This is a genomic window from Paenibacillus sp. Y930, assembly GCF_056786375.1.
The window spans coordinates 103421-121272 of record NZ_JBXCIX010000002.1; the positions used below are offsets into that span (position 1 = coordinate 103421).

13 protein-coding genes and 1 other annotated feature are annotated in these 17852 nt (G+C 40.3%); of the genes, 9 read left to right on the plus strand and 4 right to left on the minus strand.

From position 1 onward, the window contains the following. The first annotated feature begins 234 nt into the window (after window positions 1–234). The 6 genes from AC1TO5_RS05995 (at window position 235) to wsfD (ending at window position 7149) form a co-directional block, all read left to right on the plus strand. Entirely contained in the window at window positions 235–1179 is a 945-nt protein-coding gene (locus AC1TO5_RS05995) for a glycosyltransferase family 2 protein (RefSeq protein WP_482061902.1), read from the plus strand. 108 nt (window positions 1180–1287) lie between these two features. Beyond that, a complete protein-coding gene (locus AC1TO5_RS06000; RefSeq protein ID WP_482061903.1) occupies window positions 1288–2694 on the plus strand; it encodes an undecaprenyl-phosphate glucose phosphotransferase in 1407 nt (468 codons plus the stop codon). Continuing rightward, on the plus strand, window positions 2684–3730 hold the full coding sequence (locus AC1TO5_RS06005) for a glycosyltransferase family 2 protein (protein ID WP_482061904.1): 1047 nt from the start codon (window positions 2684–2686) through the stop codon (window positions 3728–3730). Before AC1TO5_RS06000 ends, AC1TO5_RS06005 begins: the two co-directional genes overlap by 11 nt. Window positions 3731–4001: 271 nt before the next feature. Then, entirely contained in the window at window positions 4002–4907 is a 906-nt protein-coding gene (locus AC1TO5_RS06010; protein WP_482061905.1) for a DUF2167 domain-containing protein, read from the plus strand. Between the two features lie 227 nt (window positions 4908–5134). After that, window positions 5135–5683, plus strand: coding sequence for a DUF1697 domain-containing protein (locus AC1TO5_RS06015; protein WP_482061906.1), 549 nt, complete (start codon window positions 5135–5137; stop codon window positions 5681–5683). 26 nt (window positions 5684–5709) lie between these two features. Beyond that, window positions 5710–7149 (plus strand): glycan biosynthesis hexose transferase WsfD, encoded by a 1440-nt coding sequence (wsfD, locus tag AC1TO5_RS06020; protein ID WP_482061907.1) that lies wholly within the window; start codon window positions 5710–5712, stop codon window positions 7147–7149. A 192-nt stretch (window positions 7150–7341) separates the two neighbouring features. Here the strand turns inward: wsfD and AC1TO5_RS06025 are convergent, their stop codons facing one another. After that, window positions 7342–7971: a YfbR-like 5'-deoxynucleotidase gene (locus AC1TO5_RS06025; protein WP_482061908.1), complete on the minus strand. Its 630-nt coding sequence runs from the start codon at window positions 7969–7971 to the stop codon at window positions 7342–7344. 266 nt (window positions 7972–8237) lie between these two features. Between AC1TO5_RS06025 and AC1TO5_RS06030 the strand changes: the two genes are divergently transcribed. Beyond that, window positions 8238–8663 carry a universal stress protein gene (locus tag AC1TO5_RS06030; protein ID WP_482061909.1) on the plus strand — a complete coding sequence of 142 codons (426 nt, stop codon included), beginning with the start codon at window positions 8238–8240 and terminating at the stop codon, window positions 8661–8663. 487 nt (window positions 8664–9150) lie between these two features. Here AC1TO5_RS06030 and AC1TO5_RS06035 read toward each other — a convergent pair whose 3' ends face one another. After that, window positions 9151–10122: a serine hydrolase domain-containing protein gene (locus tag AC1TO5_RS06035; protein WP_482061910.1), complete on the minus strand. Its 972-nt coding sequence runs from the start codon at window positions 10120–10122 to the stop codon at window positions 9151–9153. Between the two features lie 127 nt (window positions 10123–10249). Next, window positions 10250–11005: a YheC/YheD family protein gene (locus tag AC1TO5_RS06040; protein ID WP_482061911.1), complete on the minus strand. Its 756-nt coding sequence runs from the start codon at window positions 11003–11005 to the stop codon at window positions 10250–10252. A 180-nt stretch (window positions 11006–11185) separates the two neighbouring features. Then, window positions 11186–11407 (plus strand) — a binding site (T-box leader). Window positions 11408–11519: 112 nt separating this feature from the next. On the opposite strand from AC1TO5_RS06040, the gene tyrS reads away from it, so the two are divergent. After that, complete coding sequence (tyrS, locus tag AC1TO5_RS06045; protein ID WP_482062472.1) at window positions 11520–12779, plus strand: tyrosine--tRNA ligase; 1260 nt, start codon at window positions 11520–11522, stop codon at window positions 12777–12779. A 174-nt stretch (window positions 12780–12953) separates the two neighbouring features. Beyond that, entirely contained in the window at window positions 12954–13193 is a 240-nt protein-coding gene (locus AC1TO5_RS06050; RefSeq protein ID WP_482061912.1) for a DNA-binding protein, read from the plus strand. A gap of 241 nt (window positions 13194–13434) precedes the next feature. Here AC1TO5_RS06050 and AC1TO5_RS06055 read toward each other — a convergent pair whose 3' ends face one another. Then, on the minus strand, window positions 13435–17505 hold the full coding sequence (locus AC1TO5_RS06055; protein WP_482061913.1) for an endo-1,4-beta-xylanase: 4071 nt from the start codon (window positions 17503–17505) through the stop codon (window positions 13435–13437). Window positions 17506–17852: the final 347 nt, after the last annotated feature.

A 17852-nucleotide genomic window follows, 5' to 3' on the forward strand; every position in this document is an offset into this window, starting at 1 on the left:
TCAAAAAGCGGGCTTTCAGAATCGAGAAGATGGAGCGTTACTTGAGAAAGGCGGAAGCGCAAATGTACGTTATTGGTACACGCGATCCTACAATGTTTCTGCAAGAAACATACATCGGAAGCTTATGCTATACTTTCCAAGTTCGCTTTATATTCGATGTCGAATAAGCTACGTTAGCATACCCATCGTTATCAAAGTCCGCTTTTTGAATTACCTATAGAAAGGATGATTGAAATGGCTACAGTTAGCGTCTGCATAGTTACCTACAATAGCGCGGAGGATATATCTTCGTGTCTTGATGCCGTTATGCTGCAATCGCAGCCTATTCAATCTATCATCGTAGTCGATAACGCTTCCTCTGATCATTCCGTAACGCTTGTGCAGCAACGGATGAACGAAGGAACACCAATAGTATTATATGAAAATACAATTAACAATGGGTTCGCTGGTGGACAAAATCAAGCGATTGCCGCAACGAGCTCGGATTATGTACTAGTATTAAATCCAGACGTTGTACTAGATTCCGATTATATTGTTCATTTGGTCAATAGATTAGAGGATGATCCGCATGCTGGAAGCGCGACAGGGCTATTAATGCTCAAGTCTGATCCTTCTATTGTTGACAGCACTGGTCTGCAGATGGGGTCGAGTCGTCATGCGATAGACCGTGGTGCAGGTCAGCCTGTAGACAAGTGGCTTGAGCCAGGGAAAGTGTTCGGAGTCTCTGGAGCAGCTGCTCTATATTCAAGACGAATGATTGACGACATCAAGCTAGAAGGCGAGTTTTTTGACGAACAGTTTTTCGCTTACAAGGAAGATGTGGATGTGGCTTGGCGAGCTAGATTGCTAGGCTGGTCCTCTTATTATGTTCCTGCGGCGACAGCGGTTCATGCCCGTGGCTGGCAGAAAGAGGGACGTCGCTTTATTTCGTTATTTGTGCGGCAGCATTCCTATGTCAATCAGCTATTTATGATAATGAAAAATGAACAACATGGTTGGCATTTAGTTAAAGTAATGCCCAATATCGTCGTGCGTGAGCTTTCCAAGCTACTTTATATTTTACTGCGAGAGCGAGAATTGCTTAGTAGCTGGAAACTAGTAGCTAAGGCCTATCCTAGTATGATGAACAAGCGCAAACTATTATTAAGTAAAATTAATGAAAGGAAGCAGAATTGGTAGAAATATGGTATTCATATCTTTGTCACCTATGCTAGAATGTAGTTAAAGATCAAGTTCGAAAATTGGACTTATAGATCGAAAATAGTAGAATTCAGGTGATTTATAGCTATGATACGACAAAATCAACGGTTTCTTACGCAATTATATATTTTAGCAGATTTGTTATGTTCACTAGTGGTATTTTTACTAGCATATTGGCTGCGGTTTAAGTCGGGTTTATTTGAATATACTCATGTACTGCCGTTCACTACTTATTTGATATGGGGAACGGTCTATTCCTTTGCGACTGTTGTGACGGGCTTCTATCTACAATTCTATTCTCCAAAGCGGCGTAAAAATTATTCCTATGATCTTCTGAAAATATTACAAATTCATACGATTAGTTTACTCGGTTTACTCGGTTTGCTTTACTTTGCAAAGGAAGCGAATATTTCGCGAGAATTCATCGTTATTTTCTATAGTCTCAATGTACTCTGCTCGGTTATTTATCGTTATATCGTTAAAAAGGTACTGTTCTCGCTTCGTCGAAAAGGGTTTAATAAACGTTTCGTTCTTATTCTTGGTGCTGGTAAGGTTGGGCGCCGATTCTATCGAAACCTGCAAAATCACCCTGAGATTGGGTATGAGGCGATTGGATTTCTTGATGATTTTCATAGGCAGCATGAAGGAGAATCACGCAATATTAAGCCTATTCTCGGTAGGCTCGATGACTTAGAGCGAATGCTTAAGAAGCATCCAGTAGATGAAGTGATTATTGCTCTGCCACTTGATGCCCATCTTAAGCTGCCAAAGGTTATTGAAGTATGTGAACAGGCTGGAGTTAAGACGCTTATTATTCCAGACTACTTTGACTTGCTTCCAGCGCGTCCTTTTTTTGATAATTTTGCAGGTATTCCTTTAATTAACGTACGTGATGTTCCGCTAGATGAACTGAGCAATCGCGTGCTGAAACGGGCTTTTGATATCGTCTTTTCGATTGTCGCTATTATTGTATCGTCCCCAGTTATGTTACTTGCTGTCATCGGAATTAAGCTGACTGCTCCAGGTCCAATTATTTTTAAGCAGGAGCGTATGGGACTTGATCGCAAGACGTTCCATATGTACAAGTTCCGCTCGATGCGCATCTCTACCGAAAAGGTATCGGATACGCAGTGGACTGTTGAAAATGATCCGCGTCGTACCAAATTCGGTGCCTTCCTTCGCCGCATGAATATTGATGAGCTACCTCAGTTTTTCAATGTACTGCTCGGGCATATGAGCGTTGTTGGTCCACGGCCAGAGCGTCCTTACTTCGTCAATCAGTTTCGTGAAGATGTCCCGAAATATATGATTAAGCATCAGGTTCGTCCTGGAATTACAGGCTGGGCGCAAACAAATGGCTTACGTGGTGATACTTCGATTGAGGATCGGATTACGCACGATATTTACTACATTGAGAACTGGTCGTTTTTCTTTGATGTAAAGATTATTGCCATGACAGCATTCAAAGGGAAGGTTAATCGCAATGCATACTAATGATTATGGACAATCTGCTATGGAACAACATGATATCGGACAATCTGCTAATGTATCGGTCATTATACCGACCTTGAATGCTGGAGATTCATTCGGCATGCTGTTAAAGCTCCTTAAGCAACAAACGGTTCAGCCCTACGAGCTTATTATTATCGATTCCTGCTCTAATGATGCAACGGCTATGTTAGCTGAAGCTGCAGGAGCGAAGGTGCTAACGGTGCAGCGTGCTGAATTTGACCATGGTGGTACTCGTAATATTGCTGCGGAAGCTGCTTCGGGCAATATTTTATTATTTATGACGCAAGATGTTATTCCAGTGAATGGTCGGATGATTGAGCAGCTTATTCAGCCGTTACTAGGTGAAAGTGCCTATGATGGGGTAGCATATACCTACGCTAGGCAGATTTCAGAGGCTAATGGTAATATATTAGAGCAGCTAGCTAGGAGGAACAATTACCCACCTGAATCGGCTGTTCAATGCTACGATGATATTGAACGACTTGGAATTAAGACGTTTTTCTGCTCGAACGCATGCTCAGCCATTCGCCGCGATGTGTTTCAGCAGATGGGTGGCTTTCAATCTCCAGTTATATTTAATGAAGATATGTTCATGGCAGCACGCTGTGTTCTAAGTGGAATGAAGGTCGCTTATTGCGCGGATGCACAGGTATATCATACTCATAATTATACAGTTAAGCAGCAATTGAAGCGTTTCTTCGATAACGGTGTATCGATGCGCTGTAATGCGTGGATACTACCCTATGCATCAACATCGAAAGCTGGCTCAAAGCTTGTTAGAGAGCAATTGAAAGGGCTACGAGATGCAAGGAAATTGCGGTTTATTCCGCAGCTTATCGCTGAATCAGCGGCAAAGTTGATTGGCTATAAGCTGGGCATGAACTACCACCGATTACCTAATAAGTTTTGTCGTCGTATAAGTATGCATCGTTTAATTTGGGATCAAATTGAGCAGGGAAATTTGCATGTAACCTCTCCTGTTACTATAGGAGAACATGCTAAATCGAAGTCGAGTTAAAGATATATTAAATAGTGCAGCAATAGACCGTAGCTTGTTCAAATTGAACAGGATACGGTCTATTTGCTATTTTCGTATAACCAATATAATTGAAAAATATTCATATAAAAGATAATAAGAAAAGATGAAAAATCAGATTATCTACCCATAATTGTAATTTATTATGAAAATAGTTCCAAATGCCCTGTTATTTAAATGGTAATAACTATAACATATAACGGTATGTGCAAGTTATGGATATTATTTTAGAGTGAAAATTTAGGAGGATATTATGAAATTTTTAAAACTTAGTTTCAGCTTATTATTATGTTTGACATTGTTTGCAAGTCCTGTATTTGCTACGGAAGAACAGCCTTATCTGGAGTGGATTGAGGGTGGAACGACTGTTCAAGTAGGAGACCTATCTTCACTTAATGTGGATGAATCACTTCTATATCTCGATAAAGCGGATACGGAAGCACTTCAACAATATTTCGGAAACAATTTATACGGCACTGAACTAGGAAGTGTTTTTCCTGCTAGCGAAGAGGAAAGCTGGTATGTACTATTTGAATATGAAGAAGTCGGATATATATCGGACAAAGAAAAAAGTAAAATCGATGCGAAAAAGCTTTTGAAAAGCTACAAACAAGGTACTGAAGATAGCAATGAGGGCCGCCCTGAAGAAGAACATTTGCATGTAATAGATTGGCATACTAAGCCTTATTATAATGATGCTGACAACACGCTAATATGGGCATTGCTAGCTGAAGATTTTTACGGGAATTCAATTATTAACTATAACGTAAGAATTTTGACTAGAGAAGGATATGTATCTGTACTACTCATTACAGATATGTCGACATTAGATCAAGATATTAATACGCTAGAAACATTAATTTTACCAAATTATACGTTGAATGATGGTTCACGCTATGAGGATCATGATCCTTCGACAGACAAAATTTCTGAGCTAGGATTAACTGGACTAATTCTTGGCGGTGCTGGTTTAGTTGCTGCGAAGAAGGCAGGACTTCTAATTACAGCAGGAATATTACTGAAGAAGTTTTGGTTTGTGCTATTTGCAATTCCAGTAGCAATTTGGAACTGGATCAGAAGACGTAAAGCAACAGCAAATGATTCATCTGCAAACGAGCAAGATTCGGTAGATAATACTACAGATCACAATTCGAGATAGCTCTTGAGCTATGAATAGAAAGTGGTGCGTCCAATGACGCACCGCTTTTTTTTGCGTGATAGAAAGTTATTAAATAGTATAGAAAATTTATAAATTAGATACAAAGCGAACTAATAATATAAGTGACTAGATTATACTTATTTTGTTAAAATTGATGTAATATAGAAAGTGGATGGTAAAGTGCTAGCGATGTGCTGAACGAATATCGTATAGAAAAGTGGTGCTAAATGACTCAATATATTGTGTTACTTCGAGGTATTAATGTAGGTGGGAAAAACAAACTTAAAATGGCGGATTTGAGAGATGCGCTAAGTGGCCTTGGCTTTGAAAAGGTCCAAACGTATATTCAAAGTGGAAATATATTATTGGAATCTGCTGAAGATGAGGCGACATTACGTCAAATGATTGAAGTTTTGATTGAGAAGGAATTTTCGCTCTCGATCAAAATGGTAATAAGAACGTCCGAAGAATTGAAGGAAATGGCAGGAAATTGTCCTTTTTCTGAGGAGCAAATAGCAGAGGTAACTGCTAATTCGGAATCGGAGAGTCTATATGTTGCGATGCTGGCGGAGGAGCCCCATATCGAGAGAATCGAAAAGCTGAAATCTCTAGATCTTGGTAAGGATCAATATCGTATTGTGGGAAGAGATGTATTTCTTCTTTTTGATCAGAGCATTCGAAATTCAAAGCTAGCTACTCAAGTGGAAAAATTGGGTGAGCCGATTACAACTCGTAACTGGAAAACGATCAATAAGCTTATCGAATTGTGTGATTAATCTATTATAGATAGGGAGAGAAAGCAATGAGAAGGCTGTTCACTGTTGAATTCATCTATATTATCGTTGCGGCTAGTGTCGCGATATGGCTGCTCTTTACGGGTACATTTATCGGAGTTGCTGACAATGGAGATTTCCTGCGCATTATGGGAACGGCGGGATTGAACTATTATGATGCTTTAGAATCCTATGAGGATCGTTTTTTCTCATATGCGCATGCTAACTTTGCTTATGACACCTTTTTTCGGGGATTCTACCCATCTACACAAATTGTTCTTGTCGTTATGGCGCGCTATATTAGTCTAATATTCAATGGCTCTGCATTCGATATTCGCTTTCTTGGTGCAATCTATGTTGTGCTGCTATTAACTGCGGGTTTTTTACTTATTAAGTACAATAAAGGGAAATCACTAATAACAGCTAGTGTGCTAGCTATATTAATGCTGCTCATCTTCACTGATATCGGATATTTAGCATATTTTAATTCCTTATATGGCGAACCCGTATCTTTCGTATTTCTATTGCTGACGTTTGCTTTAGGGTTGCTTTTGACGAAACAGGTGAAACTATCGAAGCGAATGCTTGTGCTCTTTTTTATTGCTATTTTATTTCTAGTTTGCTCAAAAACTCAAAATGCACCAATAGGCATTGCCTTTGCGCTCCTTGGACTTCGCTATGCTTGGATGAAAACTGATGATATACGTTGGCGTAAGCTTGCTTTAATATTATCTGCGGCGACTTTTTTAATTTCCATTGTTATGTATGTAGCTGCACCGAAAGATTTCAAGAATATTAATATGTATCAAACGGTGTTCTTTGGTATTTTGAATGGTTCACCTAATATCGAAGGGGATCTGCAAGCATTAGGGCTACCAAGTAGATTGTCCGTGCTGGCAGGCACGAATTACTTTCAGACAGATACAGCCATTAAGCAGGATGACCCGACACTGACAGCAGATTTTTATGATCGGATATCGCATGCTGATGTACTGCTATTCTATATGAAGCATCCAGCTCGATTGCTAAGCAAAATGGAGTATGCTGCAGAGAATGGAATGAATATCCGGGCTTATTACTTAGGCAATTATGAGAAATCAGAAGGTAAGCCAGCTGGCTCAATATCATTTGATTATAGTATATGGAGTGAGTTCAAAAGGCATTATATTCCCAATACGATGTGGTTTATTACGCTATTCTTTATCTTATATTACGGGGTGGCGGTCTACGAATGGCTGCGGTGTAATCATATACGTGCTCGGATTAGAGTGGAGATATTTATACTACTTGGTCTGATAGCGATTTTCAGCTTTCTTATCCCAATTATCGGTGATGGGCAAGCTGATCTCAGTAAGCATCTGTTTTTATTCAATGTAGCTTTCGATATGATGCTGGCATCAGCAGTTGTTTGGCTTGTACATCGGTTTTGTTCAATACGTCTACGTAGGAGGAACGATTACAGCTACTAGCTACAATAAAAGCCCTCATTTAGAATTCAATGGGGGCGTGTTATGTGTGTGGTAGGTTAGACAGAAAATAAGAAAATAAGTAAATCAGTGGACAGAAACATGGAGTATTGATCACAAGACTGAGGAGAATGAAATATCGACATGGATAGTAGGGGAAGGTGATGAAAAGAGTGGTTGAGGAAAGTGAGGAGGTTACATAGCTAACGCTTCATTGGTTATTTTCTCAATATCAACATGACATTTAGAGCCTTCACTGACGAGATCAGGTAGTATGTTCTGTAGAAAGTATTGAACACAATGTAGTTTAATCTGCTTTATTTTAATTAATGCGCTACTATACATGACGATAAATTCTTTTTCTGTATTGCCTCGCTGTAGCTCTGTGAAGGCTTCGTAGATCTGATCAAGCTTATCGGCAACCTCTAAAATTAGTCCTTCTACCGAATCATCTTTACCTTCGCGCAATTGTCTACGGAATATAGGCTTAAAATCCTCAGGAATATGCTCATCAATGAAATGCTCGACCATTCCTTCTTCAACCTTTTGCAGCATAGCACGTAGTTCTAATGAATAGTGCTTAACGGGTGTTTTAATATCACCGATAAATATTTCTCCGTAATCATGACTACTCGTAATTTCGTATAGCTTCTTCCAATCTACTGTAACTCCATTGCTTTCTTCGATATCAGCCAATGTTTTGGCATATTGTACAACCTTCCAGGAATGAGCGGATACGCTATGCTCCTCAAATTTGAATTTACCTGGACAACGAATAATACGTTCTAGATCATTGAGTGATTGAAAATACGTATGAATACCCATATGCTGAGTCCCTTTCTATACTGCTTGTTATAAATGATGCTCTACAGACAGTATAGATCTCGATTGTTATTGGATGATTAACTTTAAATTAAAGTTTCTGGGGAATGTTAAGTAGATATTAAGTTGAAGTGATTAATTACATTAATAACTAAATGAATTACAGGCGAAGTTCCATCGACAAATATACAATGTAAACGTTATACTAGATATATGCAGTAATCATGTCAAGCTACATTGATTTCACTCACCAAGAGGGGGAAAACGGTATGTTTAACAAGATCTTAGTTGCCATTGATAGCTCTAATATGAGTAAGAAAGTGTTACAAACTGCACAACAATTTGCGAATGAACAGCATGCTACAGTCACGTTAATGCATGTAGGACGAGAGTTTATGCTTCCACAAGGTGTAGTAGTAACAGATATTGCAACTGTGAAGAAAGAAATGCGTCAAATCGGTATTGATATGCTCGAAGATGCCAAAAAGGATCTTGCTAAGCAAGGATTAGATGTAGAGACGTATTACACTGAAGGTAGTGCGCCACGTCTCATTGTAAGCTATGCGACGAAGGAACAATTTGATATCATTATCATTGGTAGTCGAGGGCTTGGGAATATTAAAGAAATGATGCTCGGTAGTGTTAGTCATAAAGTATCCAAATTAAGCACATGTCCCGTTCTGATTGTGAAATAGATGTTGAGCGACTGTAGGCAGACTAGAAGGTATTCTAGCTTGCCTACAGTTTTTTTGTTCGAGGGAGGAAGAAGAATGGAAAAGACAAAGCTTGGTGTATCAGTAGGCATGCTAGGTGCGACGATGTATTTTTTGGGCTTGGTTAGTGTTCTAGCGTTAGTTTTAGCAATGATCTCTTAGGTATCATTAACGGATTATTATCATGGGTTAGCTCGACGATAAGAGTAACGTGGCCACTGGGATTAGATAGTATTGCTCGTGGGATACTCAGTGCGCTAGAGAAATTTATATTGGTTATTCTTGGATTTAAGGCATTCACACACGGTGATATTAAAATTGCACCGATCGATAGAGTCATTGAAAAGAATATGTAGTAAGCAATCAAACCGAATATGAGGGTAAAGCTCTATTTGCCGCTCGATTGAAATGGAAAGAAGCTTCTGATTCCTTAAATGGACTTAGAAGCTTCTTGACGTTTACAGCGCTATTATAGGAGGGTCGAAGCTGCATGATATGCGATTAACATCGGAGCGATATGTAGTCGAAAGAAATCCAATGGTGATAATCCCTTTTTACGCTGTTCGCGAGTTAACACGATGACACTATTGAGCGTTGGAACGATAATGATAAATTGTCCTCCGAATCCCCGAGCGTAATAGTAATGAAGATCTGAGGCAGTAGATGCATCAGTTATATCGTTGGCCGGGATGTAGTCCGTCCACCAATGCCAACCGTAGCAGCCATGTTCAGGTGGGTTTACGGCAATGGCAGGCGCAATAGAAAGATCGATCAATTCCTCTGAAATAATGACTTCATTATTCCATACTCCACGTTGTAAATAGAGTAATCCAAACTTCAGCATATCGTTGGCACAAAGCTGTAAGCCATACCCACCTGTATGAATCCCTTGCGGGTCGCTTTTCCATTCATACTGCTTGATACCTAATGGACCGAACAGATGAAGATCGGCATATTGTGAAATGCTTTGTCCTGTTGATTGAACAAGTATGGCCGCTAGTAGCTGTGACACACCAGAATTGTACACCATAACAGATCCGGGCTCGTCCGACATAGGCTGCTGGAGCACGAAATCGATCCAATCGGCAGAGCGAGTCATTTTCGGAAACGAATTGATGCCTCCGAATTCCGTCCAATTCAAGCCTGCTGTTAGCGTTAATAAATGTTGTAAAGTAATGGTTTGTTTCCGTTTATCGTGTTCATCGTGCAGCTGTGGGAAGAATTGCGTAATGTGTGTTTCGGGTGATGGGGTTAAGCCTTGATCCATAGCTATGCAAATAAGTGCGGAAAGCACACTTTTCGTGCAGGAGTTAACTGGCATAAGCTTGGAGGAGGCTTCATCAAGTTTTTCATAATGGTATAGAATGTCTCCATCGTAATGAACAATACAACTGCTAATGTCATATGGCTTTATTTCTTGTGATAGTGTGGTGATATTCATATATTTAAATCTCCTAGTAATTTCGTATTGTAGATACTTCTATAATCATAGCAGAAAACGGTTTTTTATTATAATGTGACAGCACCCACGTAACTATGATAGTACGTGAGCGCTTCGGCAACGGGCTTTACTTTGTTCGTCCATATTGCTTAGCATAGGCTAGCACCCGATAATAAAGTGTATGGTCACTCAACGTTTTTAAGGGAGCAATTTGAGGACGTGTATTTATCTCGAGAATCCAAGGGTAACCTGTGTCATCTAATGCTACATCAAGTGCTAACTCTTTGAAATCATTATAATAACGATCAAAATGCTCACCCGTGCTAACACCAATGTTGTGTAATAGGATGTTGATATGTTCTGTAGTAGTCGCATCAAATCCTGCTCCTAGCATAGTTTCGTGAAAAAAAGCTAGCTTCCCACCTTGATGATAATTAGTAACTATTTTCCCGGATTGTCCAATTTTTACTGAAACAGCAGAACTCACCCAACTACCTCTATTTGTTTTTTGGACCATAATTCTGACATCGAAAGGATTTTTGTTGAGAGTAGTTAGATTGATTCCTTTCTGTAGTAAAAATGATTGCTTATTAGCAAATAAGAATAGATATTGAAATAAAAGTTCTGGTGTGGAAAAATGTAATTTAATTAGATTGTATTGAGTACGATAGCCATTTTCATCGATATCAATTCTAATAATCCGTGATCCTCCAGTCCCTTCGGTTGGTTTGAAATATACGGGAGAGTATAAGGATACCATTAAGTCTAGATTTGATTTGTTGAACAGCATAGTATGTGGAACATATTTACTTAATTCTCGATGCTCTAATAACCATTTTGTTTTAATCCATTTACTTTTAATTGTTCTACTTTTATATGTCATATTCTAATCCTCCCCCTCACTAATATTCATATGTATAGAGGAGAAGGCCTGTCACCATGTTTGTCCATGTTATATGTGCAATTACTATAAAGTTTATTCCAGAAAAATTATGATTGATAGTTACAGTGTTTACATTGACAATGATTTTACATTTCGCTATACTGTCTGTAATCTAATAGATTTTATACGTTGAAAGAGCGCAGTAGCAACCTTGTCCATGTTACAGAAAGCTAAGGGTGATGGAACTTAGCACATACAAGGCATGTGAATTACACTCTGGAGTATCTTGGGTAATGCCAAGCGGAGTAAGCGAACGATATTTCGCTTAGAGTGGCACGAATGATGCTTTATAGATTATTGTGCAATTTGGGTGGTAACACGGTTAATTCAATCGTCCCTATGTCTATCACAGACAAGGGGCGATTTTTTGTTTTTAAAATTCGCTTATAAAGCTAATGGCGATGAGTTTGCGGTAGTATGTTATGAATTGAATAATACGAGGGAGCTGTTAAAGATGAACATTATTGATGAATTAGAATGGCGCGAAGCGATTAACCAACAGACGGATGCAGAAGGCTTACGTGAATTAACGAAAACAAAGGCAGTATCGCTTTATTGTGGTGTAGACCCGACCGGCGATAGTATGCATATTGGTCATTTGATTCCATTTATGATGCTGAAAAGATTTCAATTAGCAGGGCATCGTCCAGTCATATTAATTGGTGGCGCAACAGGTACAATTGGTGATCCAAGTGGTCGTCAGGCAGAGCGTTCGTTACAAACATTAGAGGAAGTGCAAGCGAATGTGGAAGCATTAACTGCACAGATGAAAAAATTGTTTGTTACAGAGGGCGATAATCAAGTTCGCATGGTTAATAACTACGATTGGACACATAAAATTAATGTCATTGATTTTTTACGTGATTACGGAAAAAATTTCAGCATTAATACGATGCTGGCGAAGGATGTTGTATCAAGCAGACTAGATAGCGGGATCTCATTCACAGAATTTGCTTACCAAATTCTGCAATCACTTGATTACTTGCATCTATTCCAGCATGAAGATGTTCAGCTACAAATTGGCGGTTCAGACCAATGGGGTAACATTACGAGCGGACTTGACTTAATCCGTAAAAAAGAAGGATCTGTAGCGAAGGCATTCGGTCTGACGATTCCGTTAATGCTGAAGGCTGATGGTACGAAATTTGGTAAAACAGCAGGTGGAGCAATTTGGCTTGATCCAAATAAAACGACACCATTCGAATTCTATCAGTTCTGGGCTAATACAGACGATCGTGATGTTGTGAAATATTTGAAATACTTCACGTTCTTAGATAAAGAGACTGTTGAATCATTAGCAGAAAAAGTTCAAACTGAGCCTCATAAGCGTGAAGCACAAAAAGCATTAGCAGAAGAAATGACGAAGTTCGTTCATAGCGAAGAGATGCTAGAGCAAGCTAAGCGAATTACGGCAGCGTTGTTCAGTGGAGATATTCGTTCATTAACAGCTGATGAAATCGAGCAAGGCTTTAAGGAAATGCCAACGTTCACAGTAGATAAAGAATCAAAAAATATTATCGATTGGTTAGTTGATATTGGTATCGAGCCGTCTAAACGTCAAGCTCGTGAAGATATTACTAAAGGTGCTATTTCGCTAAATGGTGAGAAGGTTGCCGATGTAGAATTTACGGTAACGGCTGATCATGCCATTGGTGGACGCTTTATTATTATTCGTAAAGGTAAGAAAAATTATAGCCTTGTGAAATTGACATAAACGTATTAGTGAACATAGCATGGGACAAGATAAAGTGAGCCTACTCTCTTTTTAGAGAGGAAAGGCTCACTTTAGATTGAAATGTATATGAAATAGCAGCATTTCAACCTTATCTTCCATTTACATGGTATAATGAATAGTATTCATCATGAATAGAAATGAGAGGGCGCGAATATGCAGGTGTTTGAGGACTGGAATCAGAAATTAAAGAGCACGTTCAATGAGACAAGCAAAGAAGACGTATTAACGGTTATGGAGGCAGGTAAAATACTAGGCCTATCCAAAGATCACATGAAGTTGTATGTGGAAAAAAACCGCATAACGAAAATTCCAATTGCAAGAAGCGTACATCGCTATCTGCTCTTGAAAAGTGAGATCGAGCAAATTGCTCAATCGAATAAATTTACGAAATAAATAATTGGGTTTGCTTAGCGTGATGTAGAGTTTCACAGCTATCGTTTGCATCTACCCTGATCAACCCTATCTGAATAATGATAGGGTATTTAGGTGTTTGCTGCTTAATGTCTATAGAATGTATACAAAGTATCATTTTTTAGAATCAAGCTAGAGTAATAAACATATAGTGTCTATTGTGGATCTTCCGATCGGATGCAAAAAAAAGGGCTATTGGATCAAATCCAATAGCCCTTTGCTATTACAGATTCCAGATGCGATACAAGATGACAGCTGCCTCAGCGCGAGTGAGCTGATCGTTCGGAGCAATCTTTCCGTTTTTGCTCTCAATGATGCCTAGCTCGACGAGAACGCCAGCACTATTCTTCGCGTAGTTGGAAATAGTTGAAGCGTCAGAATAGTTGCTTAAGGAAGCAGAGCTGTTTGTTTTACCTTTGCCGGCTTTTTCTAGCGCACGTGTTGTCAGTACCATCATATCTTGACGGGATATATTATTGCCTGGCTTAAACGAGTTATCACCAAAGCCTGTTGCAATTCCTAATTCCTTAGCGACCGCCAATTCCTCATAATAATAAGCGCTGGACGGTACATCGCTGAACATCGCAGCATCGCTACCATTGCCTTGCAGTTCCAGTGCTCTCATAAGAAGTGCGATAAAGTCCGCTCTTGAAATGGAAGCAGTAGGGGAGAAGCTGTTATTGTCAGTGCCTTTAATAATATCGCGTGCGGCCATTGCTTCTATTGCTTGCTTGGCCCAAGGTACCGTTTGAAGATCAATGAACGTATTGTTCAGGTATGCTATTGCATAGGTGCTAAAGTGTGTAGTTTGGAACATAACTGATTTGGTTGCCGCATCATAGCGTCCGTTCTTTATCGTTGTCAAATTACCTGTGCCATCGATGTACCAAACGACAATCTGATCCGGATTTTGCAGTTCTGTTGCCGAAGGCGTGTAAGGAAGGGATACCGTTACAGGCACGTTCGGATTGTTCCAAGCAACGACTTTATCGCCGATCAAAATTTCTAAATTAATGATAGGTCTATCACCGATTTGCTCGCGAACTTCGTTGCTGAGTTCAACAGTTGAAGCTTTACTTAAGCGGACAGACACGAATTCGGAGTTGCCGACATTCGTATTGGATAGCATGTTGCCCGGAAGATCAATCTTACCGTACTCTGTCTTGATCGAGATTACGTTCGTACCGAAATCTTTCAAGTGCGAAGTAGGAAATTGCACTTCATAGGAAGTCGCGCCTGCTTGTGCTGGGATGTCTACAGTCACTTGTTTCTTGCCTTGTGCATTTACTGAAGCCTGTTCCAGAGCTTCATTCAAGCTGTTGTTGGAGATGCTTGCCACCGCTACTCCGTCTTTCACTTGTACAATAGGTTTTATCGTATTCGCTCCGTTATCTTGATTGATAACAGGCTCACTCGGTATGTTCACGTCTGGCGTGGGTGGCCGAATAGATGTAGAAGCTTTAGTTAGAGTCAGTTCTCCCCAATTTTCGGTGGAACTGTAGCCATTGGCTTTAAGATCACTCCAGACAGTGAGGTTTCTTGAGCCATCAGCTGAAATATCATTAATCTGTACGTCAAAGCCGACTACGTTACCCGTCTTGGGAGGGGTGTTGGCACGGAACGGTATCTTCATTTCTACGATATAGCCGTTATCGACTATTTTCGCTGACGATTCGAATCCTTCGCTCATGCTATCTGATTTAAAGGACTCGTCGCCCTCGTAGCTTACCCGATATTGGCCATCGCCGTTAGTGTAATCCGCTTCCCTATGCATCGTTTCACTCAGGAATACTTCAACAGAATCCTGTAGATGTGCCTCCTCGGCCGAATTGTTAAGGTCGGAATCGATTACATTAGCATAAACATACAAGAATTCATTATCCCACAGCGTTCTGACTTCTGCGGTTGCGCCTTGTTTCGTATACTCATTCGGTTTTGTATTTACGTTAATTAATGGAGCGTTTTTCCAAATGTTATCCATTTCACCGTCAATTATGGCAGTGCCGGCCAGAGCATTTGCTTTCGGAATTTTTTGTAGTTCAGGTACGATCAGAGGGTTTTTGCTTAGATATCCCACAGGGTCAATGACCGCGTAGTAAGCCGGTTTGGCTGCATACAGTCTGTCGAAAAGCAGTGGGTGACCGGCGCCACGCCAGCTTATCGGGTCAGCTGTGCCCCAAATGGTGACGCGCTCAATAGATGCAGCGTATTTGTTATAGATTTGGAATAGCTGCGCATACAGCTGTGCTTGCTTGACTATTTCTTCCGCAGTGAGCGGAGTTTTTCGGGTATCATGATCGCTAGCCGGAATATCAAGCTCGGAAACGGTGATCTTTGCACCTGTTGCGATAAAGCGCTCGATCGCATTCTCTACAGACTTAACATTTAGGGAAGTGATGTTGTAATGGGACTGCATACCAATCCCTTCGATTAACAGACGGTTAGGTTCCTTATTGCGGTCGTCTGATTTCCACTTCTTATTAAGGTCCTCGACCATTGCTGCAATCGCTTCGCGCTTAGTCTGTTGTTCTTCATTGTAGTCATTATAGTAAAGAATAGCGTTTGGGTCGATTAGGCGCGTCTGTACGAACGCGTCATAGATATAGTCCGCGCCGCTCTCGCTCGCGTCTGTATTTGCTCCGTTAGCATAAGCTAAATACCAAGGGGAGTTTTTACGCAAGTTATTTTTCCAGTCGCCGTTGAAGGTGCCGCCATCGGCAAAGATTTCGTTGGCAACATCCCAGGAAATGACCTTGCCGGCGTAGTGCCCAGCTACATTTTTAATAAACTCTATTAGGTTTTCTTTGGCCACTGTACGAGTAAGCGGTTCACCGTCAGTGGTTTTAGTTAGCCAGTCAGCCGATTGCGAATGCCAGACAAGCGTATGTCCATGAACCGCAATCTCGTTGGCTAATGCCCAGTCTACTAGCTTATCTGCGTTAGTGTAGTTGTATTCTCCCTTTGAAGGGCTCATAGACTCAGGCTTCATATCGTTTTCGGCTGTTATCACGTTGTAATGAAGCTTAATCATATCAGCGAATTCAGGATTCGTGATCTGATTGGGTGAAATAGCATTACCTATTAAGAATTTGTTAGTATATGCCTCATGCAGTGAGGCAAGGGTAAGATCCCATTCAGGTACTTCGATAGTCTGTTGCTCGGATGATGTGATGATGATGTTGTCTACATAAAAGGAAACATTTTTGGCAACATCGTTTGTTGCAATACGAAACAATGGTGGAGCATTTGGATCCGCAGGTTCAGCTTTTAGCATCTCAATTTGGCTAGCCGTAAAGGCAGCCTTGTATTCTAGGTTAAAGTTGCCTTCAATCAGAGAAGTATTAACTAGATCTTGATATTTATTATACGGTCCCCAAGGGTTAGGATTGCTGAAAACGATTTGTGAACTTCCTGGCACAGTCACATCGCTGCCCACATGCCCGCTTACCGTGAACGTATACTCCATCCCTTCGATTAAGCCAAGCGATTGTAATCTGATGTCTACGCCTTGCCAATTACCGGTTCTCTCTGACACATAAATCGACTTACCATCTCCTTGTGTTGCAATGGTGGGTGTACCGCCGCTGCTTTGAAGATAGTCCGTCCCAGCAAACGTAGAGTCTACTGCAGCTCCGCTTATGCCAGTATCCGCCTGCATTTCATAAACGTCGTTCGCAGAGGGAATAGAGGGAGCAGAAGCTGCTTTAGTTACGATGATGTTGTCCACATAAAAAGGAACTTCGTTGCCATTATCGTCTGTTTGAACGCGGAAGTACGAGTTGTTCGCAAGCGCCGCAATGTCGTCAGCCGTAAAGGTTACCTTGTATTCAAGCTCAAAATTATCTGCTGTTAAGGATTTATTGACTAGCGATTTGTAACTTGCGAATTGACCGAAGCCGTTCGGGTTACTCAAAACGATTTGTGAACTGCTCGGCACAATCACAGTGTTGTCCACATGTCCGCTTACCGTGAACGTATATTCAACGTCTGCAGTCAAGGAAAGCGCTTGCAATTTGAGATCTACTCCGTTGTGACCTTCGGTTCTCGTGGATAAATGAATCGATTTTCCGCCGATATACTCTGCAATAGAGCGAGTACCGCCGCTGTTTTGAAGATAGTTCGTCCAAGTGAATTCAGAGCCTACTGCAGCTCCGCTTATGCCAGTATCCGCCTGCATTTCATAAACTACGTTCGTTTCTGTAGCTGCCTCCGAAATTGGTGCAAGCATTACTTGCGGAATGATTAATGCGGCTGTCAGCAGAAACATCATCATTTTTTTGAAGCGTTTACTCATTGTGTTGATTCCCCCTCTAAAATTTTAATTTTTAAATCGCTTAATATATGAAAAGAAGGGTCTACATTCTTCCCATATTCTTCATGGTACCGCGCTAATGAAAGCGGTACCATCTGAAAAATTATAGAGTTTACTAAAGAAATTAAATATGAATAGAATACAATCTGGAATAAGGATAAAATTATCAAAATAATCTAACAAAAATGAACCCATCTCTAAAAGAGTGGGTTCATTTTTTTTGTTTTTATTATTTCATCAAGACAAGAGCTATTGTTGATTCTGTGAGTTCTTATTGTTTCACACAAGGGAAAGAAGTATGTATTAAGATGTTATAAAAGTGCATACTA